Annotated in this window: 24 protein-coding genes; 13 read left to right on the top strand and 11 right to left on the bottom strand. The window is 70.6% G+C overall.

The window, feature by feature from the left end:
• The first annotated feature begins 121 nt into the window (after nt 1-121).
• From sitI6 to ACVTJA_RS06025, 7 genes are all read left to right on the top strand, one after another.
• The gene (gene sitI6 / locus ACVTJA_RS06055; protein WP_465834579.1) at nt 122-841 is read left to right on the top strand and encodes a SitI6 family double-CXXCG motif immunity protein; all 720 of its coding nucleotides are present in this window, start codon (nt 122-124) and stop codon (nt 839-841) included.
• 289 nt (nt 842-1,130) lie between these two features.
• Nucleotides 1,131-1,949, top strand: coding sequence for a hypothetical protein (locus ACVTJA_RS06050; protein WP_465834577.1), 819 nt, complete (start codon nt 1,131-1,133; stop codon nt 1,947-1,949).
• A 258-nt stretch (nt 1,950-2,207) separates the two neighbouring features.
• Nucleotides 2,208-2,444, top strand: a complete 237-nt coding sequence (locus ACVTJA_RS06045) for a hypothetical protein (RefSeq protein WP_465834575.1) — start codon at nt 2,208-2,210, stop codon at nt 2,442-2,444.
• Nucleotides 2,445-2,644: 200 nt separating this feature from the next.
• Nucleotides 2,645-3,568, top strand: coding sequence for a DUF4202 family protein (locus ACVTJA_RS06040; protein ID WP_465834574.1), 924 nt, complete (start codon nt 2,645-2,647; stop codon nt 3,566-3,568).
• Between the two features lie 93 nt (nt 3,569-3,661).
• On the top strand, nt 3,662-4,420 hold the full coding sequence (locus ACVTJA_RS06035; RefSeq protein ID WP_465834572.1) for a nucleotidyltransferase family protein: 759 nt from the start codon (nt 3,662-3,664) through the stop codon (nt 4,418-4,420).
• 78 nt (nt 4,421-4,498) lie between these two features.
• The gene (locus tag ACVTJA_RS06030) at nt 4,499-5,050 is read left to right on the top strand and encodes a hypothetical protein (RefSeq protein WP_465834570.1); all 552 of its coding nucleotides are present in this window, start codon (nt 4,499-4,501) and stop codon (nt 5,048-5,050) included.
• Nucleotides 5,051-5,107: 57 nt separating this feature from the next.
• The gene (locus ACVTJA_RS06025; protein WP_465834568.1) at nt 5,108-5,896 is read left to right on the top strand and encodes an FRG domain-containing protein; all 789 of its coding nucleotides are present in this window, start codon (nt 5,108-5,110) and stop codon (nt 5,894-5,896) included.
• Nucleotides 5,897-5,899: 3 nt separating this feature from the next.
• Here ACVTJA_RS06025 and ACVTJA_RS06020 read toward each other — a convergent pair whose 3' ends face one another.
• The gene (locus ACVTJA_RS06020; protein WP_465834566.1) at nt 5,900-6,103 is read right to left on the bottom strand and encodes a hypothetical protein; all 204 of its coding nucleotides are present in this window, start codon (nt 6,101-6,103) and stop codon (nt 5,900-5,902) included.
• Nucleotides 6,104-6,399: 296 nt separating this feature from the next.
• On the opposite strand from ACVTJA_RS06020, the gene ACVTJA_RS06015 reads away from it, so the two are divergent.
• Complete coding sequence (locus tag ACVTJA_RS06015) at nt 6,400-7,263, top strand: alpha/beta fold hydrolase (protein ID WP_465834564.1); 864 nt, start codon at nt 6,400-6,402, stop codon at nt 7,261-7,263.
• Nucleotides 7,264-7,294: 31 nt separating this feature from the next.
• On the opposite strand, the gene ACVTJA_RS06010 is transcribed toward ACVTJA_RS06015, so the two are convergent.
• From ACVTJA_RS06010 to ACVTJA_RS05970, 9 genes are all read right to left on the bottom strand, one after another.
• Nucleotides 7,295-8,887: a PAS domain-containing sensor histidine kinase gene (locus ACVTJA_RS06010; RefSeq protein ID WP_465834562.1), complete on the bottom strand. Its 1,593-nt coding sequence runs from the start codon at nt 8,885-8,887 to the stop codon at nt 7,295-7,297.
• Between the two features lie 80 nt (nt 8,888-8,967).
• Entirely contained in the window at nt 8,968-9,336 is a 369-nt protein-coding gene (locus tag ACVTJA_RS06005; protein ID WP_465834560.1) for a response regulator transcription factor, read from the bottom strand.
• Nucleotides 9,337-9,344: 8 nt separating this feature from the next.
• Nucleotides 9,345-10,007 (bottom strand): response regulator transcription factor, encoded by a 663-nt coding sequence (locus ACVTJA_RS06000; protein WP_465834558.1) that lies wholly within the window; start codon nt 10,005-10,007, stop codon nt 9,345-9,347.
• A gap of 206 nt (nt 10,008-10,213) precedes the next feature.
• On the bottom strand, nt 10,214-11,356 hold the full coding sequence (locus ACVTJA_RS05995; RefSeq protein ID WP_465834556.1) for a sensor histidine kinase: 1,143 nt from the start codon (nt 11,354-11,356) through the stop codon (nt 10,214-10,216).
• Nucleotides 11,353-11,811: a response regulator gene (locus tag ACVTJA_RS05990; RefSeq protein WP_465834554.1), complete on the bottom strand. Its 459-nt coding sequence runs from the start codon at nt 11,809-11,811 to the stop codon at nt 11,353-11,355. The genes ACVTJA_RS05995 and ACVTJA_RS05990 overlap by 4 nt, the downstream gene beginning before the upstream one ends.
• 6 nt (nt 11,812-11,817) lie before the next feature.
• Nucleotides 11,818-14,349 carry a PAS domain-containing protein gene (locus tag ACVTJA_RS05985; RefSeq protein ID WP_465834552.1) on the bottom strand — a complete coding sequence of 844 codons (2,532 nt, stop codon included), beginning with the start codon at nt 14,347-14,349 and terminating at the stop codon, nt 11,818-11,820.
• A gap of 191 nt (nt 14,350-14,540) precedes the next feature.
• A complete protein-coding gene (locus tag ACVTJA_RS05980) occupies nt 14,541-16,886 on the bottom strand; it encodes a xanthine dehydrogenase family protein molybdopterin-binding subunit (protein WP_465834551.1) in 2,346 nt (781 codons plus the stop codon).
• The gene (locus ACVTJA_RS05975; RefSeq protein ID WP_465834549.1) at nt 16,883-17,353 is read right to left on the bottom strand and encodes a (2Fe-2S)-binding protein; all 471 of its coding nucleotides are present in this window, start codon (nt 17,351-17,353) and stop codon (nt 16,883-16,885) included. Before ACVTJA_RS05975 ends, ACVTJA_RS05980 begins: the two co-directional genes overlap by 4 nt.
• A complete protein-coding gene (locus ACVTJA_RS05970; protein ID WP_465834547.1) occupies nt 17,350-18,195 on the bottom strand; it encodes an FAD binding domain-containing protein in 846 nt (281 codons plus the stop codon). The genes ACVTJA_RS05975 and ACVTJA_RS05970 overlap by 4 nt, the downstream gene beginning before the upstream one ends.
• A gap of 220 nt (nt 18,196-18,415) precedes the next feature.
• On the opposite strand from ACVTJA_RS05970, the gene ACVTJA_RS05965 reads away from it, so the two are divergent.
• The 5 genes from ACVTJA_RS05965 (at nt 18,416) to ACVTJA_RS05945 (ending at nt 24,313) form a co-directional block, all read left to right on the top strand.
• A complete protein-coding gene (locus ACVTJA_RS05965) occupies nt 18,416-18,892 on the top strand; it encodes a hypothetical protein (RefSeq protein WP_465834546.1) in 477 nt (158 codons plus the stop codon).
• Nucleotides 18,893-18,914: 22 nt separating this feature from the next.
• Nucleotides 18,915-20,720, top strand: coding sequence for an acyl-CoA dehydrogenase (locus ACVTJA_RS05960; protein ID WP_465834544.1), 1,806 nt, complete (start codon nt 18,915-18,917; stop codon nt 20,718-20,720).
• A 107-nt stretch (nt 20,721-20,827) separates the two neighbouring features.
• Nucleotides 20,828-21,637, top strand: coding sequence for a hypothetical protein (locus ACVTJA_RS05955; protein WP_465834542.1), 810 nt, complete (start codon nt 20,828-20,830; stop codon nt 21,635-21,637).
• A 242-nt stretch (nt 21,638-21,879) separates the two neighbouring features.
• Nucleotides 21,880-22,797, top strand: coding sequence for a hypothetical protein (locus ACVTJA_RS05950; protein ID WP_465834540.1), 918 nt, complete (start codon nt 21,880-21,882; stop codon nt 22,795-22,797).
• Between the two features lie 304 nt (nt 22,798-23,101).
• Complete coding sequence (locus ACVTJA_RS05945; RefSeq protein WP_465834538.1) at nt 23,102-24,313, top strand: DUF1615 family protein; 1,212 nt, start codon at nt 23,102-23,104, stop codon at nt 24,311-24,313.
• A 38-nt stretch (nt 24,314-24,351) separates the two neighbouring features.
• Here the strand turns inward: ACVTJA_RS05945 and ACVTJA_RS05940 are convergent, their stop codons facing one another.
• On the bottom strand, nt 24,352-25,986 hold the full coding sequence (locus ACVTJA_RS05940; protein WP_465834536.1) for a hypothetical protein: 1,635 nt from the start codon (nt 25,984-25,986) through the stop codon (nt 24,352-24,354).
• Between the last annotated feature and the right edge of the window lie 159 nt (nt 25,987-26,145).

The following is a 26,145-nucleotide window of genomic DNA, read 5'->3' as shown; positions in this document are numbered from 1 at the left end:
CGGCAGGCCGCCCCGGGGACGGCCTGACGCGCGCATGGCCTTCGCCCTGGGTCACATCGCCACGGAGCGACTCACGCCCGGAGGCCCATCGCGAACTTCGTGTTAAGCAGGGCCTACCGCCATGCGATTCTTCCGGCTGCGAAGAGTGACGCCATCGGACTTCTCGTGGGAGCTGCGTGCAGCCCCCCGGTGGTGCATGCCCGGAGTCCACTGCCCCGGCTGCAATGAAATCCGCAGCAGTATCGGCGAGTCATATCCGGAGGTGGACCTCTCCGGCCTGCCCCCGTCGGTCCAGCGGAAGTTCAGACCCCGCTTCGAAGAGGACTTCGAGGAATTCACCCGGCTGCGCGAGTGGGTGCGGCAGCTCGTCCCCGAGAGCGCGCTGCTCGAGCCGGGAACGGCCCTGGGCCCGCTCGTCGGAGCGGGACGCGGGCGCTTCCCCCAGCTCGTCTTCCCGGCGCCCTGGACGCTGCTCATGCGGCGCGAGGCGCTCGAACGGCTCCAGTCCCTGGGCCTGCGCGGCCTCGTGGGCTGCCACGCCGAGCTGAACATCCGGGACCCGAACCCGCCGGAGCTGCTGGAGCTCCAGCTCGAGCTGCACGGACGGCTGCATCCGGAGTGTCTCTCCCGGAACCAGCCCGCCCCCTGCGCGACGTGCGACATGGTGACGCTCAGCTTTCCGCAGGACCCCGTCCTGGACGCCGAGTCGCTGCCGATGCACCGCGACCTCTTCCGGCTCGGCAACTTCTCGACGGTCATCATCGGGACGGAGCGCTTCGTGGACCTGGTGCGACGGCTCGGCTTCGAGGAGGTGGAGTTCCAGGAGCTGCCCACGCGCTAGGGGCACCTTCAACCGCGCCCTGAATGGCAATCCCATGTGAGGGATTGCTTCACCCGGCGTGGAAGACGCCGAGCGAACCCCAGGACCTCCAGGTGTCAGCCACAGGTCAGGAACCTCCCGGGTACCCCCATACCCGAGCGCCCGGAGTTCCCCGTCTTTTTACAGTCGTATTGCGACGATTCAGGCCCGCTGCATATATTGGCCCGTAGCCGAGCGCTGTGCTGTGTCTCCGTCGACCCTCACCATGGAACCTGCTCCCAGAACGGTGTCATCGCAGCCCCGGCCTGTCGTGCGCGCGGTCCTCCGTGAGGCGTTGGAGAGCCGGCTTGGCGGTGAAGTGGTGGTGAAGTCCGCCACCGTCTCCGGGCGCATCTTCGTGGTGGAGCGGAAGGTGGCCTGGGCCGTCGTCACCGAGCCCGCCACGCCCAACTTCGCGGCGCTGCTCGTGCAGCAGCGGCTGGTCAGCCGCGAGGACCTCGAGCAGGTCATGTCGGAGTGCCGCAAGAGCGGCGGCAACTTCTGCGAGGTGCTGGTGGCGTGGGGCCTGGTGGAGCGGGAGCGCGTGCGCGAGCTGTTGCGCGGGCACCTCTCCGGCCAGCTCCTCACGCTGCTGTCCGCGCCGGACGCCCAGGCCCTCTTCGTTCCCCAACCCCGCGCCTACTCCAGCCAGCTCACCTTCGCGCTGGAGGAGTTGACGCCTCCCGCTTCGCAGCACCCCACCCCGCACGAAGAAAGAGCTGTCATGCCGAACGTGAAGCAGTCCCTGGAAGAGTCGCTCAAGATTGAAGGGGCCTTCGCGGCCTGTCTCGTCGACTCGAAGAGCGGCATGAGCCTCGGCAGCATCGGCGGCAGCGCTTCCTTCAACGTGGAGGCCGCGGCGGCGGGCAACACCGAGGTGGTCCGCGCCAAGCAGAAGACGATGAACGCGCTCGGCCTCAAGGACCGCATCGAGGACATCCTCATCACGCTGGGCGAGCAGTACCACGTCATCCGCCCGCTCGCGTCCCGCGACGGCCTGTTCCTCTACGTCGCGCTCCACCGCGCCAGCTCGAACCTGGCCATGGCGCGCTTCAAGCTGGCGGAAATCGAGAAGGGCCTCTCGTTCTAGAGCCTCCGCCTCACGGCGTGAGCCCGTCCGCCCCCCGAGCAGGGCGCCGCGCATTCCCTGGCGTGGCGCCCCCGCCCATGCGTGGACGGACGCTGGACGTTAGACAGGACCACCTCTGCTGCTGAACCCCATGAGGCACGCCTCGCATCTCGCGCGGGGCGCCCGGGGGAGCGTCGGGAATGACGCGTCGCAACAGCCGGTAGAGGAACTACAGCATTTTGGGAATCAAGCACCCACGAGGGGGGCGAGAGAGTCACCATGTCCTGTCCACAACCGCGACCCACCGAATTCCGCCTGCCCCATCGGGCCGAGTCCTTCTCCATCGAGGAGCACCGCAACGTCCACTGCCGCTTCTACGGCGGCTGCATCGACGTGGCGGTGAAGAAGGACTGGGACAGCTTCACCTGCGCCAAGTGCCCCATGTTCCACATGGACCGGGCTCCTGGCGCGGACGCGTACGCCTTCAACCAGCCCGCCGACTCCGGCCGGCCGTAGCCCCCGCAGCCTGCCCGGCGCCGGGCGCGCCGCACGTGGGCCGGGCAACAGCGCGCCTGCGCCCTCGTCCACACGCCGCCGCCGCGCTGTGCACCAGCGCACCCCCACCTGTCTCCAGAGACAGTGGGCTCCCGTGAGTCGCAGCAGCAGGTTGCCCGGCAACCGGCTCGGGCGAGGGACGCCCCCGGACGGGAGGCGCCATGCTCCGGCAGCTGCTGTTGTCCGACCACGGGAACGAGGGCCCCTCCGCGGGGAATGGCTGGGCGCTGGTACAGGCCGAGTTCCCCACGGTGGCGGTGGCCCCGCTGTCCGCCGGACGCGGCATGCGCGTGCTGCGCCTCGACGTCTCCGAGTGGCGCTCCCCGGACTTCGACCCCTTCACCTGGGACGCGCGCGTCTTCGGCGAGGCGGAGGCCTCGGAGCACCTCGCGCTGCACCTGGAGGGCGCCCGGGGCGAGGCGCTCGTCGTCGCCGCGCTGGAGGTCCTCACTCGCTACCAGGGCCTCATCGGCCGCCGCAACGAGGCGTCCGCGGTGCCGCTGTTCGACCGGCTGCTCCTGCGCCACCGGTCGATGCATGACCTGAACCTCCCCCTGGTGCGGGCGGACCACCAGCACGCGCTGGACACGTGGCAGTGGGTGCTCCGGCTGCGTCCGAATGCGAGCCTCGCCGTGCAGGCGGCCGCCCTCTTCCACGACGTGGAGCGGCTCGTCTCCGAGGCGGACCGGCGCGTGGAGCACCACGCCGAGGACTACCAGGCCTTCAAGGACGCCCACGCGGAGCACGGCGCGGAGATGGCGCGGCAGGTGCTGCGCGAGGTGGGCACGGACATGTCCACCTGCCAGCGCGTGAAGGAGCTGGTGGCGAAGCACGAGCGCCCCGGCAACGACGCGGACCTGGCGCTGCTCAACGACGCGGACGCGCTGTCGTTCTTCTCGCTCAACTCCTCCGGCTTCGTCCGCTACTTCGACGCCGAGCACAGCCGGCGCAAGGTGGCGTACACGCTCGCGCGCCTGCGGCCGGAGCAGCAGATGCGGCTCGGGCAGATGCGGCTCGCCCCCACGGTGAAGAACCTCCTCGACGCGCAGCTCGCCTCCACTTCGCCCTTCGAAGGCCCGGCATGAAGCTCGTCATCTCCGGCCTCGGCGGAAGCCGGGCGGCCGCGACCTGGCGCTCGGCGTCCGCACTTGAACCCGATGCCATGAGGACGTGACGCCATGTGGGGAATCATTCCTGCCGCCGGAGTCGGAAGCCGCATCCAGCCACTCGCCTTCTCCAAGGAGCTGCTGCCCGTGGGCGGCAGGCTGGACGGGAAGACGGAGCGCCCGCGCGCGGTGAGCGAGTACCTCGTGGACCGCATGGTGCTCGCGGGCGCGAGCAAGCTCTGCTTCGTCATCTCCCCCGGCAAGTCGGACATCATCGAGTACTACCGGGGCCGCGTGGGCCCCGCGCAGGTCTGCTACGCCGTGCAGGAGGAGCCGCTCGGCCTCTGCGACTCCATCTTCCGCGCCCTGCCCTTCATCCCTCCGGATGAGGAAATCGTCGTCGGCCTGCCGGACACCGTCTGGTTCCCCGAGGACGGGCTCGCGCGCCTGCCCGGCGGCGGCCTGTCCTTCCTCCTCTTCCCGGTGGAGACGCCGGAGCTCTTCGACGCCGTCGTCACCGATGGAGATGGCCACGCGGCCTCGGTGCGCGAAATCCAGGTGAAGCAACGGGACGCCGCGTCCCACTGGGTATGGGGCGCCTTCCGGCTCAGCGGCGCGGTGCTGCGCGAATTGCACGGGCTGTGGCTCACCCGCGAGCCGAGGGACCCGTACCTGGGCACGCTCGTCAACGCGTGGATGGCGCGCGGCGGGCGGGCCACCGCCGTGCGCGCGGGCGAGGCGTACATGGACGTGGGCACCCTGCACGGCTACCGCGAGGCCGTGCGCCGGCTCGGCGTCAGCGAGCCCGTCTACGCCCAGGAGCAGGCATGACCCGGCAGGAAATCGAGGAGCGTGTCCGCGGCCTCGGCGATGGGTTCCACAACCTGGACCTGAAGGAGCACGCAGACCATGGTCGAAGCCGTGAAGCTCTGGAACGAACCCAACAACATGTCCCACTGGGACTTCGACGTGGACAAGGGTTGGGCCATGTTCTCCAACATGGCGAAGCTGGCCGGCGCGGCGGTGAAGACGGAGCGCCCCTACCTGCCCCGCGTGCTGGGCGGCATGTCTCCCATCGACGCGGGCTTCCTGCGCAACCTGGAGGGCCAGGGCGTGCTGGAGCACGTGGACGTGGTGGCCATCCACGGCTTCCCCCTGGACTGGAACCACTGGCAGCTCGACGAGTGGCCCGCGCGCTACCGCGAAATCCAGTCCATCGTGAAGCACCCGGTGTGGATTACCGAGGTGGGCGTCTCCACCTTCGGCGCGGAGGAGGGCGCTGGAGGACTTCGACGTGACGCTGGCGTTCTGCTTCACGCCGGAGCACCGTGGCCACAAGCCCCACCACACCAGCCCGCCGCTGCGCGCGGAGGAGCTCGCGGACTTCTGCGTGCGCATGACGCGGCGCTATGCCTGACACATTCGCGCCTTTGCGCTTCCCCTGACACCCGGCTGGGATAGACCTACGGGGACACCGTGTTCCAGCAAGCAAGACACGGCCGGAGGCAAGCGCACCCCATGCGGGAGCAGCGGGTCAGCACGTGGTTGGAGCTCCAGGACGCGTTGTTCGAAGGCTCATGGAACGAAGCGCTGGGACGGCACCGTCCCAGCTTCGTCTTCCGGGGCATGCCGCACGTCGAGCATGACTTGTCCACGGCCCTCAACCGCAAGGGCATGTTCGTGCGGCAGGAGAAGGACCTGCTGCGCGCCTTTCGCAAGTACGCGCACGGCGTGGCCCAGCCGCAGATGGCATCCGTCTGGGACTGGCTGGCGCTGGCGCAGCACCACGGGCTGCCCACGCGGCTCTTGGACTGGACGTTCAGCCCGCACGTGGCGCTGCACTTCCTCACCGAGGACACGGACCTCGCGGACCAGGACGGCGTGGTGTGGCGCGTGGACTACCGCGAGACGAACCGCCTCCTCCCCAGGCCGCTGAAGGCGCAGCTCCAGCAGGAGGGCGCGGACGTCTTCACCGCCGAAATGCTGGCCGCGGGGGCGGGTGACCTGAACGCCTTCGACCGGCTGGCGAAACACCCCTTCGTGCTCTTCTTCGAGCCGCCCTCGCTGGACGCGCGAATCGTCAACCAGTTCGCGCTCTTCTCGGTGATGAACGGGCCGGCGCTGCGCCTCGACGAGTTCCTCGAGGACCAGAAGAAGGGGGTGCGCAAGCTCATCGTCCCCGCCGCCCTGAAGTGGGAGGTGCGCGACAAGCTGGACCAGGCCAACGTCACCGAGCGCGTGCTCTTCCCCGGCCTGGACGGGCTGAGCCGCTGGCTGCGCCGCTACTACAGCCCGCGGCCCCGCTGACGCCTACGCGTGCACGTGGCGGTGCTCGTCGTAGTCGTAGCCGTCGTTCATGGTGACGTCCCCCGTAATCCCGGCCGCGCGCTGCTGCTCCACCAGCTCGCGCAGGTTCTTCACGCGCTTGTGGCCGAAGGCGCCGCCGATGATGACCGCGAGCAGCAGCCCGTAGAAGATGACGATTCCGAGCACGGCGAATCCGACGATTTCCATTCGGTGAACCTCGCAGGCCGGGGCCACTCGTCCGGAGACGAGCGGCCGCGTTGAGCTCTCTCGAGCAAGGTGTGTCCTCCCGCCGCTCGCGGCGCTGCTTCCTCGATTGCTCCGGGCAGGGTCGCCCGTCGCGACACCGGGCGAGCAGCCAGGGGGCACGGCGGCGTCCCGCCCTGCGCACGCCGCCACCTAAACCTTCGTATGAGCCGGGCCAAACCCCCGTACGATGGCCAGTGCCTGGTCCAGCGCGCATCCTCGCGGCCGATTCACTCCCCCGAGCTCAATAGGAAGCGCGCATGGACACCAAGACCCGTCCCACCGGAAGAATCAACGGCAGCTATCTCACCACCCGGGATGGCACCCAGATTTATTTCAAGGACTGGGGCCCGAAGAACGGGCAGCCCGTGGTCTTCTCCCACGGCTGGCCCCTCAGCTCCGACGCCTGGGAGGACCAGATGCTGTTCCTCTCCGAGCAGGGCTATCGCACCATCGCCCATGACCGCCGCGGCCATGGCCGCTCGTCGCAGCCGTGGGACGGGCATGACATGGACCACTTCGCGGACGACCTCGCCGAGCTCACCGAGGCGCTGGACCTGAAGAAGGCCGTGCACGTCGGCCACTCGACGGGCGGTGGCGAGGTGGCGCGCTACATCGGCCGCCACGGCACGTCGCGCGTCGCCAAGGCGGTGCTCGTCGGCGCGGTGCCTCCCATCATGCTGAAGACGGACTGGCACCCCAACGGCCTGCCCATGGAGGTCTTCGACGGCATCCGCGCGGGCGTGCGCAATGACCGCTCCTCCTTCTTCAAGGAGCTGACCATCGCCTTCTACGGCTTCAACCGTCCGGGCGTGAAGGTGTCGGAGGGCCTGCGCGAGAGCTTCTGGAGGCTGGGCATGCAGGGCGGGCTGAAGCCCCTATACGACTGCGTGAAGGCCTTCTCCGAGACGGACTTCCGCGCCGACCTCGCGAAGTTCGACGTGCCCACGCTGGTGATGCACGGCGACGACGACCAGATTGTCCCCATCGACGCCTCGGCGAAGCTCACCGCCGGCCTGGTCAAGGGCGCGACGCTGAAGGTGTACCCGGGCTTCAGCCACGGCATGGCCCAGCTCAACAAGGACGTCATCAACAAGGACCTGCTGGCCTTCATCAAGGGCTGACGCGTCCGAGGTCGGCCGCGCGGGTGCGCTTCTACCCGCGCGGCGCCTGGCGTGCGAAGGGCACGGTGAAGACGAAGCGCGCGCCGCCCGCCGGGACGTTCTCCGCCCAGATGCGGCCGCCGTGTGCCTCGATGATGTTGCGGCTGATGGACAGGCCGATTCCGAGGCCCGTCTCCTTGGTGGTGAAGAAGCTCTGGAAGAGCTTGTCGTGGTGCTCCGGGGGAATGCCCGGCCCCGAGTCCTCGATGGAGCAGCGCAGCTCGCCGTTGCTCGCCAGCGTCATCAGGTGCAGGCGCGGCTGGAGGCAGCCGGCGCGCTTCATCTCCTGCATGGCGTTGAGCACCAGGTTCACCACCGTCTGCTGGAGCTGCACGCGGTCCGCCTCGATGTCCGGCAGGCCGGTGGAGAGCACGAGACGCAGGTCCACCTCGTGCGCCACCAGCTCGTGATGGAGGAAGCGCACCGCCTCCTCGACGACCTGGTTGGGCGACAGGCGCTGCCGCTCCGACGTCTGGTTGGACGCCATGGCGCGGATGCGGGCGATGATGTCCGCCGCGCGCCTCGCGTCGCTCACCATGTTGGCGTGGATGGCGCGCACCTCGTCCAGGTCCGGCTGGGGCCGGGACAGCCAGCGCGTCCCCGCCGCGCCGTTGGCGGCGATGGCGGCCAGCGGCTGGTTCACCTCGTGCGCAATCGACGCCGTCAATTCGCCGAGCATCGACAGGCGCGAGGCGTGGGCGAACTCGCTCTGGAGCTGCCGCAGCGCCTTCTGCGCCTTCACGCGCTCGGTGATGTCGGTGAGGCCCACGAGCACCATGTTGCGCGCGCGCAGCTCCGGAGAGGCGTTGATGGTGAAGAGCGTGTGGATTTCGCCGCCGTCCAGCCGGCAGTTGACCGTCTCCTCCTCGAAGGTGACGCGCTGCTGGAAGCTGGCGATGAGCGAGCGCCGCACGACGGGATGGGACGACGGCGGCCAGAAGCGCGACACCGGCTGGCCAATCAGCTCCGAGCGCTCCCTCGCGCCCATGATGCGCACGGCCGCCTCGTTGACGTCGCTCACGAACATCGTGTCCATGTACGTGAGGAGGAAGCCGGGCTCCTGGTCCAGGTACGCGGCCATGTCCGTGACTCCGCGCGCCTCCAGGCCCGCGAAGAGCGGGCGCTGGTGCGTGGTGTCCATCTGGAGCAGCCCCGTGGACATGGCCTCGAAGAGGTTGCGGTAGCGGTGCGCCTGCACCCGGGCCTCCGCTTCGATGTCGCTCGGGCGCGAGGCATCCCGGCCGTACTCGAGAATGCAGGCGGGCGCGCCGTCCGGGCCGCGCTGCACCGTCCAGCGGACCGCGACGTGCTTCTGCTCACCGGAGGCGGTGGTGCGCCGCAGCTCGCCCTCCCAGTGCCCCTGCTCCAACACCAGCCGCTCCAGGGCCGCCATCGTCCGCGGGTGGTGGGTATCCAGGCCGTCATGCAGGTGGCGCCCCAGCATGGCGTCGCGAGGGAAGCCGTAGAGCGCCTCGGAGGCCTTGTTCCACAGCAGGATGCGGCCGGCGGTGTCTCGGACGATGATGCTCTCGGACGCACCGTCGACGAGGGGGCCCAGCAACTCCAGCGGGGTCGATGACGCCACGACTGCTCTTGCTTCCGCCATCAGCCCGCTCCGTCAGGAGTCCTGAAGCGCTCCGGGGGCGAGCGCCTCGAAGACCCTACTTACATCGTGAGCGCGCGCTCGACGCAAGCCACGAACTCGTCGCTGTCGAAGGGCTTCTTCAGCAGGCAGGAAGGCTTGCAAGCCATCGCCCGCTCCATCACCGAGGCCTCCGTCTTGGCCGTAATCATGATGACGGGCACCTTGGAGCCCTGCGCATCCAGCTTCTGCTTGAGGTCGATGCCGCTCATTCCCGGCATGTGGATGTCGGTGATGACCAGCCGCGTGCTCCGCAGCTCGCCGGACTCCAGGAAGGCCTCGGCGCTCTCGAAGGCGAGCCCCTTGAGCCCCACCGAGCGCAGCAGGCTGAGGACCGCCGTGCGGACCGAAGCATCGTCGTCGACCACGGAGATGAGGGACTCGGAGGACATGGCCTTCTTCAGGACTGGGGTTTTCGAGCCTGGGAGGGAGCCGGTGCCGCGTCCAGGGTCTTCGGAAGCTTCAGGGCCTCGGACATGCGGACGAGGTCGGCGAGCGAGTCCGCCTCCATCTTCCGCATCACCGAGCCGCGGTGAATCTTCACCGTGATTTCGCTCAGGTGCAGCTCGCCAGCCACCTGCTTGTTGAGCAGTCCGGCGGTGACGAGAATCATCACCTGCTGCTCGCGCGGAGACAGGCTGTCGTAGCGCCTGCGCAGGTCCGCCTGGTCCTCGCGCTCGGCGCGCCGGCCCCGGTGCCGCTCCACCGCCACCGCCACCGCGTCCAGCAAATCCTGCTCGCGGATGGGCTTGGGCAGGAAGTCCACGGCGCCCGCCTTCATCGCCCGTACCGACATGGGGATGTCCCCGTGGCCGGTCATCATGATGACCGGCAGGTCGATGCCAAGCGACTCGAGCTGCCCCTGGAACGCCATGCCGCTCGTGCCCGGCAGGCGCACGTCGAGCAGGAGGCAGCCGGGAGCATCGCCGCGGTCCGCGTCGAGGAAGGCCTTCACCGAGTCGTACGTCCGTGCCTGCATGCCCACGGAGCGCAAGAGGGTCTGCAGCGCGGTCCGCAGCGACGCATCGTCGTCGACGATGTGGATGACGGCGTCCTCGGCCATGCCGGGAACTTGGCATGGGGGGTATGAGCCGGCAATCAGGTCCATGCTCACGCCGCCGACGCGACGGAGAGGGACGTGGCACCGTGGATGAGGACGAACGTCTTCGGAGGAGTGGAAGGCGGCATGGCGCAAGCTCCTGTTTCGTTGATGGCAGGAGGATGCGTCCGGGGCGGGGGTGAAACCCATTCTACGTGGGGTTGGGCACCCTATACCTTCGTATGAGTCGTCTGGGTCCGCGGCAGGTGCATCCAGAAGCAGGTGCCCTCCTGCTGCGTGGACGTCACCCGCAGCACGCCGCCATGGGCGCGCGCGATTTCGTGGGTGATGTAGAGCCCCAGCCCCAGCCCGTCGCGCCGCGCGCTGCGCAGGTCCTGCGCGCGCACGAAGGGGTCGAAGATGTGGGGCAGGCGCTCGGCGGGAATGGGCAGGCCCCAGTTGTGGACCTCCAGCCGCACGCCGTCGTCCTCGTCGCGCAGGGACACCGTCACCACCGTGTCCTCGGGCGAGTACTGCACGGCGTTGCCCACGAGGTTGGAGGCCGCCTGCGCCATCCGGCCCGCGTCCCACTCGCCCCAGGCGTTGCCGGACAGGCTCAGCGCGAAGCGGCGCCTGGGGTGCGCGACTTCCAGTTCCTCCACCACCTGCTGGAGCACGTCGTGCAGGTTCATCCGCGCGCGGTTCAGCGCGTAGCCCTCGCCCAGGCGGGTGCGCGTGAAGTCGAGCAGGTCATCTATCATCCGCGCCATGCGGTCCGCGGAGATGGAGATGCGGTTGACGGCCTTGCGCTGCGGCTCTTCCAGCCCGCCGTAGCGCAGCAGCAGCGAGGCATTGCCGGAGATGGCCAGCAGGGGATTGCGCAGGTCATGCCCGAGGATGCCGAGGAACTGCTCGCGGAACAGCGCCGTCCGCCGCGCGGCCTCCTCGCGCTTCAGCCCCTCCTCCACCCGCTTGCGCTCAATCGCGTAGCGCAGCGCGCGCACCAGCAGCGGGCCCGTCACCTGCCCCTTCACGAGGTAGTCCTGGGCGCCCTGGTGGACGGCCTGCACCGCGAGCCGCTCGTCGTCCGTGCCGGTGAGCACCACCAGCGGCACGGCGGGCGCGGCCTGCAGCAGGCGGGAGATGTTGCCCAGCCCGTGCCCGTCCGGCAGGGACAAATCCAGCAGCACCACGTCCAGGCGCGTCTCGACCACCACGCGCAGCGCCTCGGAGAGGCGGTCCACGTGCACCACCTCGAAGCGCATGGAGGAGGAGGACTCCCGCAGCTCCTCGCGCAGCAGGCGCGCGTCCCCGGGGTTGTCCTCCACCAGCAGCACGCACAGCGTCTGCTCGTCCACCGGCATCGGACTCATGACACCTCGGGCTTGGGCGGCAGATGGACGACGGACAGCCAGAAGTCGTCGATGGAGCGCACCACGGAGATGAACTGCTCCAGGTCCACCGGCTTGGCGATGTAGCAGTTCGCGTGCAGGTCGTACGTGCGGAGGATGTCCTCCTCGGCCTTGGAGGTGGTGAGCACCACCACGGGGATGCGGCGCAGGGACGGGTCCTCCTTGATTTCGGCCAGCACCTCGCGCCCGTCCTTCCGGGGCAGGTTCAGGTCCAGGAGGATGAGGTCCGGCCGGGACGCGTTGGCGAACGCACCCTCCCTGCGCAGGAAGGCCAGCGCCTCCACGCCGTCGCGTGCCACCGACAGCGTGTTGTGCACCTTGCCCTCCTTGAGCGCTTCAATCGTCAGCCGTACGTCGCCGGGGTTGTCCTCGACGAGGAGGATTTCAATCGGTCGTCCAGATTCGTCGTGGCTCATGGTGTCTCATGCTTCCTGGGGCGCTGGCGCGGCGGGCAGGGTGAACCAGAAGGTGCTGCCCTCCCCCTGCTGGGACTCCACGCCGATGCGGCCGCCGTGCCGCTCGACAATCTTCTTGCAGATGGCGAGCCCGATGCCGGTGCCCGGGTACTCCTCCTTGCCGTGCAGTCGCTGGAAGATGACGAAGATGCGGTCGAAGTACCGCGGGTCGATGCCGATGCCCCTGTCCTTCACCGTGAAGCGGACCTCCGCGTCCTGCCGCGCTCCGGCCACTTCCACGTGCGGCGGGGCGTCGCCGTGGAACTTGAGCGCGTTGCCGATGAGGTTCTGGAACACCTGGGCCAGCTGCGTCTCGTCCGCCAGCACCGCGGGCAGCGGGCCCGCGAGCAGCGAGGCCCCGGACTCCTGGATGGCCGCCTGGAGGTTCTCCTTCGCTCGCTCCAGCGCCCGCCCCGCGTCGCACGGCCTCGGCTGTCGGCCGCGCGTGCTCACGCGCGAGTACGCGAGCAGGTCCTGGATGAGCCGCTGCATACGCGTCACGCCGTCCACCGCGTAGTGGATGAACTCGTCCGCGTCCGCGTCCAGCCGGCCCTTGTAGCGGCGGCCCAGCAACTGCATGTAGCTGGCCACCATGCGCAGCGGCTCCTGCAGGTCATGCGAGGCCACGTAGGCGAACTGCTGCAGCTCCTCGTTGGAGCGCGCCAGTTCCTGTGCGCGCTGCTTGAGGGCCTCCTCCGCGCGGCGGCGCTCCACGCCCTGGGCGATGGCGTCCGCCACCGTGGCCAGCGCCGCCACCGCGTCCTCGCCCAACGGGTGGCGGTTGTAGACCCCCAGCACGCCGATGAGCTGGTCCTTCACCAGCAGGGGGATGCCCGCGAAGGCGCGGATGCCCACCTCCCGCGCCCAGGCGGGGCTCAGCGTGCGCGGGTCCAGGTCCATGCGGCCCACCCAGAGCTGCTGACGCGTACGGGCCACCTCGCTCACCAGACTCGAACCGCCCACGGACAACCGGTCCCACTGCTCGCGGGACGGGGCCTGGAGGCCGGCGTTGCCGGCGAGCTCCAGCGTCTCCGTGGCGCGCACGTGCAGCCACAGCCGGACCACCACGGCCTCCAGGTGGTTCGCCAGCGCCTCGGCGCAGGCCTGGAGGATGTCCGGCACGGTGCCCTCGCGGGACAGCGCGTGGCTCACCTCCGCTCGCAGCGCCTCGAGTTGGCGGGCGGCCTTCTCGCGCTCCAACCGGCGGGCGCTCTCCTCCGCGCGAAGCTGCGCGCTGATGTCCGAGTTGGTGCCCACCCACTCGCGCACGGTGCCGTCCGCGTTGAGCACGGGCACGCCGCGCACCTTGGTGGGCGTGTAGCTGCCGTCCGGGCGGCGCACGCGGTACACCACCTCGTAGTGTCGGCGCTCCAGCACCGCGGCACGCCAGGTCCGGTCCACCAGCTCGCGGTCCTCCGGGTGGATGGCGTCCAGCCAGCCCCAACCCCGCCCCTGCTCGTACGTCTGCCCGGTGAAGGCGCGCCACGAGGGGCTGTCCTCCACCACGTTGCCATTCGGTTGCGTCACCCACACGGCCTGGGCCGTGGCGGCGACGAGCGAGCTGAAGCGCTCCTGCAGTCGCAGCGCGTCCTGGTAGAGGCGCGCGTTGTCCAGCGCGAGCGCGGCGCGCGCGGCGAGCTGCTCGGCGAGGGGCACGTCGTCGTGCGAGAAGCGCCGTCCGGACTCGGCGGTGACGAGGCTGAGCGCGCCCAGGATGCGCCCGCGCGCCTTCAGCGGCAGCAACAGCACCGAGCGCAGCCCCAGCTCGCGGTAGATGCGCAGGTGCTCCGCGTCGCGCGTGGCACCCACCAGCACGTCGTCCGGCATGTCAGGCATCAGCACCGGCTGTCCCGTGCGGATGACGGACAGCACGCCGTTCGGGTCGTCCGGGCGGGGCGGGTAGCGCGCGCGCACTTCCTCCCCCAGGCGCACCTTGGCCGGGTCCACGTGCGCCACGCCGAGCTGCCGCGTGGAGCCGTCCTCCTGGACGATTTCGATGGCGCACCAGTCGGCCAGCCGCGGCACCGTCAGTCGCGTCAGCGCCGAAAGCGTGGCCTCGAAGTCCAGCGACGAGGAGGACAGGAGGGCGCTGGCCTCGTCCATCAGCTTCAGGGCGTTCGCGACGCGCTTCTGGTCGTCGATGTCCGTGCAGGTGCCGAACCAGCGGACGATGCGGCCGCTCGCGTCCCGCACCGGGCGCGCGCGGCCGAGGAACCAGCGCCACGCCCCGTCGTGGCGGCGGCAGCGGTACTCCACCTCGAAGGGCTCGCCGGTGCGCAGCGCGTCGGCCCAGCGCCTGTCGGTCTCCATCAGGTCGTCCGGGTGGAAGGCTCCCCGCCACCCCTCTCCCAAGCTCTCCTCTTGGGTGAGGCCCGTGTACTCGTACCACCGTACGTTGAGGTACTCAGTGGAGCCGTCCGGCCGTGCCAGCCAGATGAGCTGCGGAATGCTTTCGGCGAGCTGCCGGAACACATCTCCCGGAAGGAGACCTGCCAGCACGTCAGGCGCCAGGGGCTCCGGAGTCCTGCCCGATGGACTGGAGAGAGGGTGCATCATGAGGGGCACGCGAGGTTAACAGCGCATCCGCGCCCCTCCCTTTCGGAGTGCCGAGTCCTTCATGGCAGCCGACAAACACCCCCGGGAACAGTCCCTCCCAGGACATGCGGGCGATGGGGCGCCCGTCGCGCGTCTCAGGACTCCTTCGCCGCCGCTTCCTCTCGCGCGAGCAGTGCGCGCAGCACGCGCTCGCCGGTGGCGGGAATCCGGCTCACGCACGCGCCCGTGGCATGGCGGATGGCGTTGGAGATGGCGGGCGCCACGCCCACGATGCCCACCTCCGCGACGCCCTTGGCGCCGAACGGACCAGGGCCCGAGGCGTGCTCCAGGAGGACGGGGTGGATGGCGACGGGCACGTCGAGCGAGCCCGGCACCTTGTAGCCACTCATGGACGGGTTGGCGAGGTGCCCGTCCTTCCACACCAGCTCCTCCGTCAGCGCGTAGCCGAGCCCCTGCACGAAGCCGCCCTGCACCTGCCCCGCCGCCGCGGCGGGGTTGAGCGCGCGGCCCACGTCGTGGACGCTCCACGCCTCCAGCACGTCCACCTTGCCCGTCACCTCGTCCACTTCGACTTCGGCCACCTGCGCGGCGAAGACGAAGAAGCCGTTGCCCATGGAGGGCAGCCCCTCGACGGACGTGCGGCGCGTGTCCAGTTGCCACGCGGGGAACAGCCACCGCGAGGAGGCGATGATGGGCCCGCCCGCCACGTAGAGGGCATGCCCGGCGATGGCGCCGAAGGTGACGGTGAGGCCGGGCTCGCCCCGGACGCCCACGATTCCACCAGGCCTCAACTCGAGCCGCTGCACGGGCCGCTCGAGAATCGCGCTCGCGTGCTCGAAGAGCTGCTCGCGCACCTGCTCACAGGCCTCGGCGATGACGTGGCCCACGGTGAAGGTGGTGCGGGTGCCGCCGGTGCACCAGTCGTACGGGGACGCGTCCGTGTCCGGGCGGCTGAAGTTGATGTGCTCCAGCGGCAGTCCCAGCGCGCCCGCGGCCACCTGCGCGAGCGCCGTGTCCGAGCCCTGGCCGGTGTCCACCGCGCCGGTGCTCACGTTGACGGTGCCGTCCTCGTTGAGCCGCACGGTGGCGCTGGAGCCCAGCAGCGCGGACACGTGGCCCACCGCCGCCACGCCGATGCCGCGCCGCTTTCCCGGCGCCGTGGTGGACGGGCGCGCGCGGCGGCGGTGCCAGTCCGAGACTTCGCGCGCCTTCTCCAGGCAGGCGCGCAGCGTGCCGCTCTCCACGGGGGCACCGCCCAGCCACTTCTCCCCTGTCTCCAGCGCGTTGCGCAGCCGCAGCTCAATCGGGTCCATGCCCAGCGCCTCGGCGAGCCGGTCCACCTGGATTTCGCTGGCGTAGTGGACCTGCGGGTTGCCGAAGCCGCGGAACGCGCCCGCGCGGAGCTTGTTGGTGTAGACGCTGAAGCACTCGATGTCGACGTGGGGGATGCGGTACGGCCCGCGCGAGAAGTAGCTGCCGATGGCGGCGACGAAGGGCCCGTCGTCCGCGTACGCGCCGGTGTCGAAGTGGATGCGCACCTGTCGCGCGAGGATGCGGCCGTCGCGCGTGGCGCCCGTGCGCATGTGGATGCGGGCGCCGTGGCGCGAGCGCATCATCTTCATGTCGTCCGTGCGCGAGAACGTCAGCCGCACCGGCGCGCCGGCCGCCTTCGCCAGCGCGGCGGTGATGGGCTGGTTGGTGGACTCCACCTTCCCGCCGAACGCGCCGCCCACCCGGGGCACCTGGACGCGGATGCGGGACATGGGCACGGCCAGCGCCTCGGCGGTGATGGCCTGCACGCGGAACGCCGTCTGCGTGGACGTATGAATGGTGATTCGGCCCGTGTCCCGGTCCACCACCGCCAGCGTGGTGCACGGCTCCAGGTAGACGTGCTGCTGCGCGGGCGTCTCGTACACGTCGTCGATGATGGCGTCGCAGCGCTCCCACATCTTGTCGGGCTCGCCCTCCACCAACCGGATGTGCGTGGCGACGTTGGGCGGCCCCTCGGTGGGCGGCGAGTGAATCACCGGCGCGTCCGGGCGCATCGCCGCGTCGACGTCGAGGACGGAGGGGAGGACTTCGTACCGGATGTCGATGAGCTCCAGCGCCCTGCGCGCCGTGGCCAGGTCCACCGCGGCGACGGCGGCCACGGGCTCGCCCGCGTAGCGCACCCTGCCCCGCGCGAGCAGCGGCTGGTCCTTGATGACGGGGCCGATGTTGACGGGCGGCAAATCATTCGCCGTGAGCACCGCGCGGACACCCGGCAGCGCCTTCGCCCGCGAGGTGTCGTACGAGAGGATGCGCGCGTGCGCATGCGGGCTGCCCAGCAGCGCGCCGTGCAGCATGCCGGGCAGGTACAGGTCATCCGTGTAGAGGGCGCGCCCCGTCACCTTCTCTCGCGCGTCCGGCTTGGGCACGGACTGCCCGACGATTTCACCCAGGGGCTCCGGCACCGGCTTCGGCTTCGCGTCATGGCTCATGGCCGTCCTCCCACCGAGGCAATGGCCTCCACGACGCGCGCATACCCCGAGCACCGGCACACGTTGCCGCCGAGCGCGTGCCGGACTTCATCCACCGTCGGCGAGGGATTGCGCGCGAGCAGCGCCTTCGCGGCGAGGACGATGCCGGGCATGCAGAAGCCGCACTGCACCGCGCCGTGCTGGATGAGGGCGCGCTGCACCGGGTGGAGCTCGCCGCTGGCGTCCACGTCCTCGATGGTGCGGATGTCACAGCCGCCCAGCCGCACCGGCAAGGACAGACATGAGAGCAGGGGCACGCCGTCCACCAGCACGGTGCACGCGCCGCAGTCCCCCGCGTCGCAACCGCGCCGCGTGCCCGTGGCGCGCAGGTCCTCGCGCAGCACGTCCAGCAGCGTCCGCTCCGGCGCCAGCGAGAGCACGTGGGCCGTGCCGTTGATGGAGAGGGTGACGGAGACCTTGTCAGTCATTGGGCCAGCTCCCGGGCCTGGGACAGGGCGCGGCCGAGCAGCCGGGGAATCAGCATGCGCCGGTACTCCGCCGAGCCACGCACGTCATCGAGGGGCGCCGAGGCCCGGGCGAGGAGCCGTCCCGCCTCGGCCACGTCCGCGTCCTCCAGCCGGGTGCCCATGAGCACCTGGTCCGCCGCGTCCAGGTGGAGCGGCACCGGGGCGCACGAGCCCAGGGCCACGCGCGCGTAGCGGCACGTGTCGCCGTCCATGGCCAGCACCACCGACACGGCGACGGTGGGGTAGTCCGCCGCCACGCGGCTGAAGCGGAGGTGGTGGCCCACCGCGCCGCGCATGCCTCGTGGGACGAAGACGCGGGTGACGAGCTCACCGCGCCCCAGCGCGGTGCGGAAGGCGTCCACGAGGAACGACTCGACGGGAAGCGTGCGCCGGCCGGCGGGGCCCGCGATTTCGACGCGCGCCGAGGCGGCGACCAGGGCCACGGGCAGCTCCGTCTGAGGGTCCGCGAGACACAGCGAGCCGCCCAGCGTGGCCATGTTGCGGATGGCCGGGTGCGCGAGCTGGGACGCCGCGCTGCGGACGACCTCCATGGCCCCACGCAGGCGCGCCTCGGTGGACACCGCGCGGTGCGTGGCCATGGCGCCCAGCCACAACCCCTCCGGAGTCTCCGTGGTGGCGCACAGCTCCTGGATGCGGTGCAGGCTGACCAGCATCGCCGGCGACGCGCGCCCCGCGTTCATCATCGACACCAGCGAGGCACCGCCCGCGAGGCAGCGCGCGTCCTCTGTGGCCGCGAGGAGCGTCAGCCCCTCCTCCACGGTCTGCGGTTCCGCGTATCTCATCGCGTCACCCCTTGAAGGGCCCCCCGGGCCAAGGACGTTGCAAGAGTAACAGAATCAGTGTCGCGGCGTCCGGGCGGGCGGGCGCCTGGCGGGCCTCATCTCCTCCCCCCGGACGGACGGCTCCCGCGCCTCCTCCATGGCGGGCCTGCCTGCCCGGCATCAACGTTTCCGGACGGACGTCCCTCACCCGAGGCGCCTGCGTCCGTGGAGCGTAGGTTCCATGTGGAGTCCATCCTCTCGCAGAGCGAACAGCAGGCCCGCGAGGCTCCGGCACCCGCGCGCCGGGGTGCTGGGCCCCCGGACGGCGGCCATCACCTTCACCGTGCTGGAGGTCCTCTCACTCCAGAGTGCACGGGGCGGCGCACTGGCGCGCGCGCGTACGAAGCGCGGGCTGGCCTTCGCGGCCCTGGGCGGCGCGACGCTGCGGCTGCTGAATTCGCGCCTGAAGCGGAGGAGCGGGTGGGTGCCTCGGGCGAGGCGGGCGTTGAGAGAGCCCATCGAAGCGGCGCTCGCCGTGGCGATGCTCGGCGCGCTGTCGCTGCCGCTCATGGTGGAGCCACCTCCAGAGCCCAAACCGCCCCATGGCAGAGAGCCTGTTCCGCCAGGCGGAACACGCAAGGCGAGCGCCCGCTCGGAAGCCGACGATGGGGATGATGGAGGCGACCTGGACTTCGACGAGGCCATCGCGTCCTGGTAGCGCTCCTGTTAACTACCGGGGCATGACCGCGCCCCGCCCCAACCCGCTGCTGTCGGACCGCGACGTGGACTTCCAGCTCTATGAAGTGTTGGACGCCGCGTCCCTGTGCGCGCTGCCCGCCTTCTCGGAGCACTCGCGCGATACCTTCACCCTGCTGCTGGACAGCACCCGCCGCTTCGCGCGCGAGGTGCTCTACCCCACCTACCGCGCCATGGACGCGGAGCCGCCGGTGTTCAAGGACGGCCGCGTCTTCGTCCACCCGCTGATGAAGAAGCTGTACCCGCGGATGGTGGACCTGGGCCTGCTCACCGCCACGCGGCCTCCCGAGGTCGGCGGACAGCAGCTCCCGCTCACCCTGCACGCGATGGCCAGCGCGTACCTCATGGCGGGCAACCTCAGTGCGTACGCCTTCGTCGGCCTGACGCTGGGCGCGGCGCACCTGCTGGAGGTGTTCGGCTCGCCCGAGGTGAAGGAGCTGTTCATGGGGCCCCTGTACCGGGGCGAGTGGACCGGCACCATGGCCCTCACCGAGCCGCAGGCGGGCAGCAGCCTCGCGGACGTGAGGACGCGCGCCACGCCCGCGCCGGACGGCACGTGGCGCATCCAGGGCTCGAAGATTTTCATCAGCGGCGCCGACCAGGACTTCACGGAGAACGTCATCCACCTCACGCTGGCGCGGACGGAAGGCGCGGAGACGGGTGTGAAGGGCATCTCCCTCTTCGCGGTGCCGGCGCGCCGGCCCGAGGGCGGGAAGCTGGTGGACAACGACGTCCGCGTGGCGGGCGTCATCCACAAGATTGGCTGGAAGGGCATCCCCAGCCTCGCGCTCAACTACGGCGAGGAGGGCAACTGCCACGGCTGGATGGTGGGCCCTCCGGGGCGCGGGCTGGCGTGCATGTTCCAGATGATGAACGAGGCCCGCATCATGGTGGGCATGAACGGCGTGGCCACCACGACGGTGGCGTACCACGAGGCGGTGGCCTACGCGCGCGAGCGTCCGCAGGGTCGCCCCGCCGGCATCCGTGACGCCACGAAGCCGCAGACGCCCATCATCGAGCACGCCGACGTGCGGCGCATGCTGCTGCGCCAGAAGGCGATTGCGGAGGGCGGCCTCTCGCTGCTGCTCGCCGCGTCCTACCAGGGCGACGTGGCGCTGCACGGCGCGGACGAGGACGCGCGCAAGCGGGCGCAGCTCCTGGTGGACCTGCTGACGCCGGTGGCGAAGTCGTTCCCCGCCGAGCGCGGCTTCGAGGCCAACGCGCTCGCGGTGCAGGTGCACGGCGGCTACGGCTACTCCAGCGAGTACCTGCCGGAGGCGTGGCTGAGGGACCAGAAGCTGAACACCATCCACGAGGGCACCAGCGGCATCCAGGGCCTCGACTTGCTCGGACGCAAGGTGGTGGCGGGAGGCGGCGCGGCGCTGCAGACCTTCGGCGAGGAGGTGGCGGCGACGGTGGCGCGGGCGCGCAAGGCGGGCGTGGAGCCCGCGTGGTGCGCCGCGCTGGAGAAGGCGCTCGGCGAGACGGCGGAGGTGGTGGGAGCGCTGGGCGCGCACGGCATGGCCGGCGAGGTGGAGCTCATGCTGCGCCACAGCGCGGACTTCCTGGACCTGTTCAGCGTGCTCGCGGTGGCGTGGCGCTGGCTGGAGCAGGCGGCCGCGGCGAAGGAAGGGCTGAAGCGCGGCGGAGGCGACGCGGACTTCTACGAGGGCAAGCTGGCAGCCGCGCAGTACTGGTTCGCCACGGAGGTGCCGCGCATCCCGCTGCTCGCGTCCCTGTGCCAGACGGGCGAGGACTCGTACGCCCGCATGCGCCCCGAGTGGTTCTGAACAGCGCGCGCGCCTCCTCGTCCCCTCGGGACGGGGAGGCCTCGGACGCCGGGGCAGCCGTGCACCTTTCTGATGCACCGATGGTTTGTGCTCGTAAGATGTAAAGCGTGACTGTTTCTTTCCACCTGTGCCAACCCGGGGGAGGCGCCTCGTGTGGCGCCTGCTGCGGCCTCTACAACTTCCGGGACCACTCGCGCGCGGCGCTGACGGAGCAGCTCGCGATGCAGACGGAGCGGCTTCGCCGGGTGCCGTGGGAGTCCTCCGCGTGGCAGGAGGCGGCGCGCGAGCTCATCGCGGCCCGGCGCGCGGCGCCGATGTTCTCCGCAGTGCGGGTGTGTCCGCTGCTGGGGTTCCTGGACAAGGACCGCAAGCAGGTGGGCTGCCTGGGGCATCCGCTGGTGACGGGCGGCACGGACCTGCGGGACTGCGGTGTGTACCGCGCGTCGGTGTGTGAGACCTTCACGTGTCCGTCGTTCGGCTGGCTCACGGACGCGCAGGCGCGGCTGGTCCAGGCGGCGTGCGCGGACTGGTACCTGTATGGGCTGGTCATCACCGACGTGGAGTTCGTGCGCGGCTGCCTGCGACTTGTCGAGTGGGAGCTGGGCGGGCCGGCGAAGCCCGAGGTGCTGGTGGAGAGGCCGGAGGTGCTCGCGGCGGTGCGGAAGCTGTTCGCGCTGAAGGAGACGGCGCCCCGGAGGGACGCGAAGGCCACGGTGTTCGGCCGCTTCAGCCGCGACACCGAGGGCGAGCCGGTGCCGCGCACGGTGGACTACGCGCGGTTGGGCACGCGCGCCGCGCCCGAGGACGACGTGGTGCTGTGCCTGGGCTACACGCCCCAGGACGCCACGGAGCTGATGGCGGCGAGGGAGCTGGTGCGCTCGCACGTGAAGGGCGTGGCGCGGTTGCTCGCGGGCTGAGCCGGGACGCGAGGGCGGCGGCAGCGGAAGGAACGTTCGTTCCACGCATGCGTCGCCCCAGTGGTGGACGGAGTGCAGCGGCTTGAGTGAGCCGTTTCATCGTCCGCCACCGCACATCCGCCGTGGTCACTGTCCATCCGCCACTGAGTGACGGGTGACGCGACTCCCACCCGGCCGGACAAGCACGCGGCTTGCAGCGGCAAGCGGCGAATCCATTCGGATTGGGAACGCGAGGTGGACGGATGGGCAGTCGATGGGCGTGGGTGGGAATGGTGGGACTGTGCGCGTTGACCTCGGGGTGCCACGGGCGTGGAGAGGACAACAGTTCGGCCGCGTCGCGCGCGGAGGCGACCGAGGCTCCGAGCACGGCGGTGACGGGGACCACGGAGGTGCAGGCTCCGATTGTGAATGCGATGGCCGAAGGCCCGGCCGCGCAGACCGGCACGGAGGCGCGGCGAGCACCGCCGACCCGCACACAGACACAGGTGCGTGAGCCGACAGAAGGAACTCCGGCGGGAGCGAACGCGGGCACGCCCGCGACGGGCGCGGCGGCGCGCGGAGCTCCCGGGACGGCGAACGCTAGCACCGGCAACGCGACCACGGGCTCGACGGCCGGCACCGCGAACACGAATACGGGCACCACGGGCACCAGCTCGGCAAACGCGGCCACGGGCTCGGCGGCCGGCACCACGGGCACAGGCACCGTGGGCACTGGTGCCGCGGGAGCGGCGACCGGCACCGCGAGCGCGGGCACGACTGGCACGGGCACGGCCCAGGCGCCCGTGCGAGGCAACCGGGTGATGATTGGGTACGAAGCCGTGCAGGCCCGCGATGACGAGGCCTGGCACCTGGGCGCCGCGCGCGCGGCGAAGGACGCGGCGACGGGAGGCAGCGGCAACGCGGGCGCCTCGCTCGACGAGGTCGTCATCGCGTCCAGCTCGGTGAGCGGACGTGTCACCCGCGTGGGGAAGAACGCCATCACCGTGAAGGACCGCGAGGGCGGCGTCTACGAGCTGCGACTCGACCGCCGCAGCCGGGGCCTGCGCGAGGGCCGCCAGGTCTCCCTGCGCGGGCTCGAGGAGGGCACGCCGGTGCGAGCGAACTTCGTCCTCATGGGCGGCGGTCGCACCTTCGCGCGCGACGTGCAGATTCGCCGCTGACGCCTTCTTTCACGCTTCCGCAGCGCCCGAGAAGCATGGCTTCCCGGTGCGCTGCCTTCACGCGTCCGGCGCGCTTGAGCGATATGGCGTCCCGGTACGCTTCCTCCATGTGTCTGGGGCGCTTGAGCAGTAATGCGCCCCGGTGCGCTTCCTCCACGCGTCCGGCGCGCTTAAGCAGTATGAGGCCCGCCCAGGCCGCCAGGCCGCCCTCCTGCCCAGGGAGCGGGCGGTCTGGCGACGCTGGCACGCCGTCGGCTGTTCGCAGGTGCGACAGGGCCGGGGCCGGGGCATGGGAGGCGAGTGCATGGAGGCAGCAGCACCACATCCATCCGGAACGCGGCGCCGCGCATGGCTCGCCGCGTTGCTCACGGCCTGTGCCCTCACCGCATGCAGGCGCAGCCCGGGCCCCCTGGAGCCCTCCGTCCCGCCGCCGCCCCGCCTCACCGAGGAGCAGGTGGCGAAGCTCCTCCCTCCCAGCGTGAAGAAGGACCGCAAGGACTGGGCGCGAGACGTGCTCGCCGCGCTGGAGGTCGAGGAGCTCGCGCCCTCACCGCCGGCGGTGTGCTCCGTGCTGGCCGTCATCGAGCAGGAGTCCGGCTTCCAGGCGGACCCGGCGGTGCCGGACCTGCCGAAGCTGGTGCGCACGCGACTGGAAGCACACGCGGACAAGCTGGGCCCGCTGGGCCGCAAGGCCCTGAACTCGGTGCTGGAAGGAAAGGCCCCGGGCCAGAAGCGCACCTTCGACGAGCGCCTGCGCACGGTGCGCACCGAGCACGATTTGGACCGGCTCTTCCGCGACATCCTCGCGTACTACGAGGACAAGTACCCGAAGACGTACGCGCTGGCGGACCTGACCAGCTCGCTCTTCGCGTCGGGGAAGCTGGAGGACCTGAACCCCATCACCACCGCCGGCTCCATGCAGGTGAGCGTGCGGTACGCGGTGGAGAAGGAAGGCGACGACGCGGACCCGATTGAAGTGCGCGAGCGGCTCTACACGCTCGCGGGAGGCGTGCGCTACGGCACCGCGCGGCTGTTGGGCTTCGAGGCCGCCTACCCGGAGCCGCTCTTCCGCTTCGCGGACTACAACGCGGGCGTCTACGCCTCGCGCAACGCGGCGCTGCAGTCACAGGTGAGCCGCCTCACGGGAATCGCCCTGGCGCCGGACGGAGACCTCCAGCTCTACGACAAGCAGGGCGAGCCGCTGGACGACGACAGCAAGTCACTCAAGGCGCTGCTCGTCTTCCGCCAGCGCTTCGCGCCGGAGCTCAGCGAGCGGCAGGTGCGCCGCGACGTGCGCAGGGAGAAGGAGCGGGACTTCGAGGACACCGACACGTACCGCGCCGTGAAGCGCGTCTACGCGCGCGAGACGGGCGAGTCCCCCGCCTACGCGCAGCTCCCGCAGGTGACGCTGAAGAGCCCCAAGCTGAAGACGGAGCGCACCACCGCGTGGTTCGCGCGCTCCGTCCAGGGGCGCTTCGAGAAGTGCCAGGCCCGCTACCGCGCACTGGCGCAGTAGCGGGCCCGGACGTTCAGCTCGACTCGACTCGACTCAGCTCACGGCGTGGTGAAGAAGGAGCTGACGGCCTCCGCGTAGGCGAAGGGCAGCGGCTCGCCGAAGGTGAAGGGCTTGCTCCCCACGTCGTACGCGGCCGCATCCACCGCCGCCACGCGCAGGTAGTAGATGCCTCCCGCCCCGAGCGCCCCCGGCGGCAGGCGCACCTGCGTGACAGCGCCCGTCACATAGAAGCGCTTGGAGATGGTGCTGGTGGGCGTTCCGTCGATGGTGACGAGCCGGTAGACCGTCACCTGGTACGCCGAGGGAGAACCCAGCGTGGGCGGCAGCCAGGAGATGACCGGGCTGGCGGAGCCCACCTCTCGTGCCACGCTCGCGGCCACGCCGTCGATGCTCAGTTCCCGGGGCGGGGACACGCGCGGCTGCACCGGCCCCGCGACGAGGTGCTCCAGCCGGTCGTACGTCACCATGCGGCCCGTCAGCGAGAGCTGGGTGCCCGAGCCATCCGGAATCGTCTGGAAGGTGCGGAACGAGTACTGCGCGGAGCCCACCATGTCCCAGCTCGACGGGTACGGGTTGCCGTACGTGAGCCGGCGCGTGAAGTCATACGAGGAGGCCCGGGGCAGCGTCAGCGTGAGCACTTCGCCCACGTAGCCCACCCAGCCGTCGTCCTCGAGGCCGTGCGCGGCGGGCATCACGTAGAACGTGGGCACCGAGGGCGTCGCCTGGGGGTGCACCTCCGTGGCGCGGGCGGTGTACCGCGGCAGGCGCCACTCCATGGGGAATTCCGTCATGGGCACCGGCTGCATCACCCCACTGACGGGCATGGGCGTGACGCCGTCCGCCGCGAAGTCGAAGGCGCCCATCTCCACGCTGCGCACCACCGTGGTGTACGCCAGCGCGCCGCCATCCGGGAGCGTGCCCGCGTCCATGGGACTGAGCTGGTTGACGTACATCCGGTCTCCCTTGTCCGCCTCGAACACGGGGAGGGGGTAGCCCGTCCCGGACCACACCTCGGCCTCGGTGGAGAGGATGTTCGTCTGCCCGGTGTGTTCGACGTCGAAGATGTTCACGCCGCCGAAGAGGTCCACCTGCCGCGAGGTGACCTGGAGGGACGAGCCGGGCAACGAGCTGCTCTGGTACTCCACCCACGGCGCCAGCCCCACCAGGTTGACCTGTGCGGGCGTCGCCGACACGTCGCTCAGGACGGTGTCCACACGCCCCAGCCGGTTGATGCCGAGGTCCACGTGCCGCTCGTCCGTGACGACGAAGGTGGAGCCCCAGCGCAGGTAGTACGTGCCCGAGGGCACGCCGACGAACTGGATGCCACCGTCCACGGCCGTGCCGGAGATGCGGGTGAACGTCCCATCGTTGGGGACGAGCACCTCGGGAAGCGAAGGGTTGGCGGTCAGGTCATCGGTCCGCTCCACGACGCCCGCGGCGGTGTGGAAGCGGGTGGTGCTCGTCACGAGCACCGTGTCGCCGGAGGGCGAGCCGCCATCGGGCGTACAGCCCTCGGTGACGGGAACGCCCATCCAGGTGCCATCGCCGCCGGTGGTGTCGCGGCCCACTGGAGACTGGCCGTCCTGGAGCTCCTGCGAGGTGCCAGGCTCACCGCCCGCGCAGCCAAGCCACGCGGCGCACGCCGGCACGAGCAGGAAGGAGAAGTGACGCATGTACATGATTCCCCCGAAAGGTTGGGAAGGGTGGAACACCCTTCCGGGGGCCTCAGACGTCACCTGTCGAGCAACCTGACGGGCTTCAACGCGAGTCTTCGCGTCCCGGATGCGGTCCGCCGGCCCGCGAGGATTCGGGCCGGCGGAGCACCTCGCGCT

The sequence above is a fragment of the Pyxidicoccus sp. M6 genome (assembly GCF_055568925.1).
This window is presented reverse-complemented; position numbering and strand designations above follow the sequence as displayed.

Bases quoted from the DNA above. Each gene is read 5' to 3' on its own strand.
- sitI6 (WP_465834579.1), top strand. From the start codon at position 122: ATGCGATTCTTCCGGCTGCGAAGAGTGACGCCATCGGACTTCTCGTGG.
- ACVTJA_RS06045 (WP_465834575.1), top strand. From the start codon at position 2,208: ATGTCCTGTCCACAACCGCGACCCACCGAATTCCGCCTGCCCCATCGG.
- ACVTJA_RS06040 (WP_465834574.1), top strand. From the start codon at position 2,645: ATGCTCCGGCAGCTGCTGTTGTCCGACCACGGGAACGAGGGCCCCTCC.
- ACVTJA_RS06035 (WP_465834572.1), top strand. From the start codon at position 3,662: ATGTGGGGAATCATTCCTGCCGCCGGAGTCGGAAGCCGCATCCAGCCA.
- ACVTJA_RS06030 (WP_465834570.1), top strand. From the start codon at position 4,499: ATGGTCGAAGCCGTGAAGCTCTGGAACGAACCCAACAACATGTCCCAC.
- ACVTJA_RS06025 (WP_465834568.1), top strand. From the start codon at position 5,108: ATGCGGGAGCAGCGGGTCAGCACGTGGTTGGAGCTCCAGGACGCGTTG.
- ACVTJA_RS06020 (WP_465834566.1), bottom strand. From the start codon at position 6,103: ATGGAAATCGTCGGATTCGCCGTGCTCGGAATCGTCATCTTCTACGGG.
- ACVTJA_RS06015 (WP_465834564.1), top strand. From the start codon at position 6,400: ATGGACACCAAGACCCGTCCCACCGGAAGAATCAACGGCAGCTATCTC.
- ACVTJA_RS06005 (WP_465834560.1), bottom strand. From the start codon at position 9,336: ATGTCCTCCGAGTCCCTCATCTCCGTGGTCGACGACGATGCTTCGGTC.
- ACVTJA_RS06000 (WP_465834558.1), bottom strand. From the start codon at position 10,007: ATGGCCGAGGACGCCGTCATCCACATCGTCGACGACGATGCGTCGCTG.
- ACVTJA_RS05995 (WP_465834556.1), bottom strand. From the start codon at position 11,356: ATGAGTCCGATGCCGGTGGACGAGCAGACGCTGTGCGTGCTGCTGGTG.
- ACVTJA_RS05990 (WP_465834554.1), bottom strand. From the start codon at position 11,811: ATGAGCCACGACGAATCTGGACGACCGATTGAAATCCTCCTCGTCGAG.
- ACVTJA_RS05980 (WP_465834551.1), bottom strand. From the start codon at position 16,886: ATGAGCCATGACGCGAAGCCGAAGCCGGTGCCGGAGCCCCTGGGTGAA.
- ACVTJA_RS05975 (WP_465834549.1), bottom strand. From the start codon at position 17,353: ATGACTGACAAGGTCTCCGTCACCCTCTCCATCAACGGCACGGCCCAC.
- ACVTJA_RS05970 (WP_465834547.1), bottom strand. From the start codon at position 18,195: ATGAGATACGCGGAACCGCAGACCGTGGAGGAGGGGCTGACGCTCCTC.
- ACVTJA_RS05965 (WP_465834546.1), top strand. From the start codon at position 18,416: ATGTGGAGTCCATCCTCTCGCAGAGCGAACAGCAGGCCCGCGAGGCTC.
- ACVTJA_RS05960 (WP_465834544.1), top strand. From the start codon at position 18,915: ATGACCGCGCCCCGCCCCAACCCGCTGCTGTCGGACCGCGACGTGGAC.
- ACVTJA_RS05950 (WP_465834540.1), top strand. From the start codon at position 21,880: ATGGGCAGTCGATGGGCGTGGGTGGGAATGGTGGGACTGTGCGCGTTG.
- ACVTJA_RS05945 (WP_465834538.1), top strand. From the start codon at position 23,102: ATGGAGGCAGCAGCACCACATCCATCCGGAACGCGGCGCCGCGCATGG.
- ACVTJA_RS05940 (WP_465834536.1), bottom strand. From the start codon at position 25,986: ATGCGTCACTTCTCCTTCCTGCTCGTGCCGGCGTGCGCCGCGTGGCTT.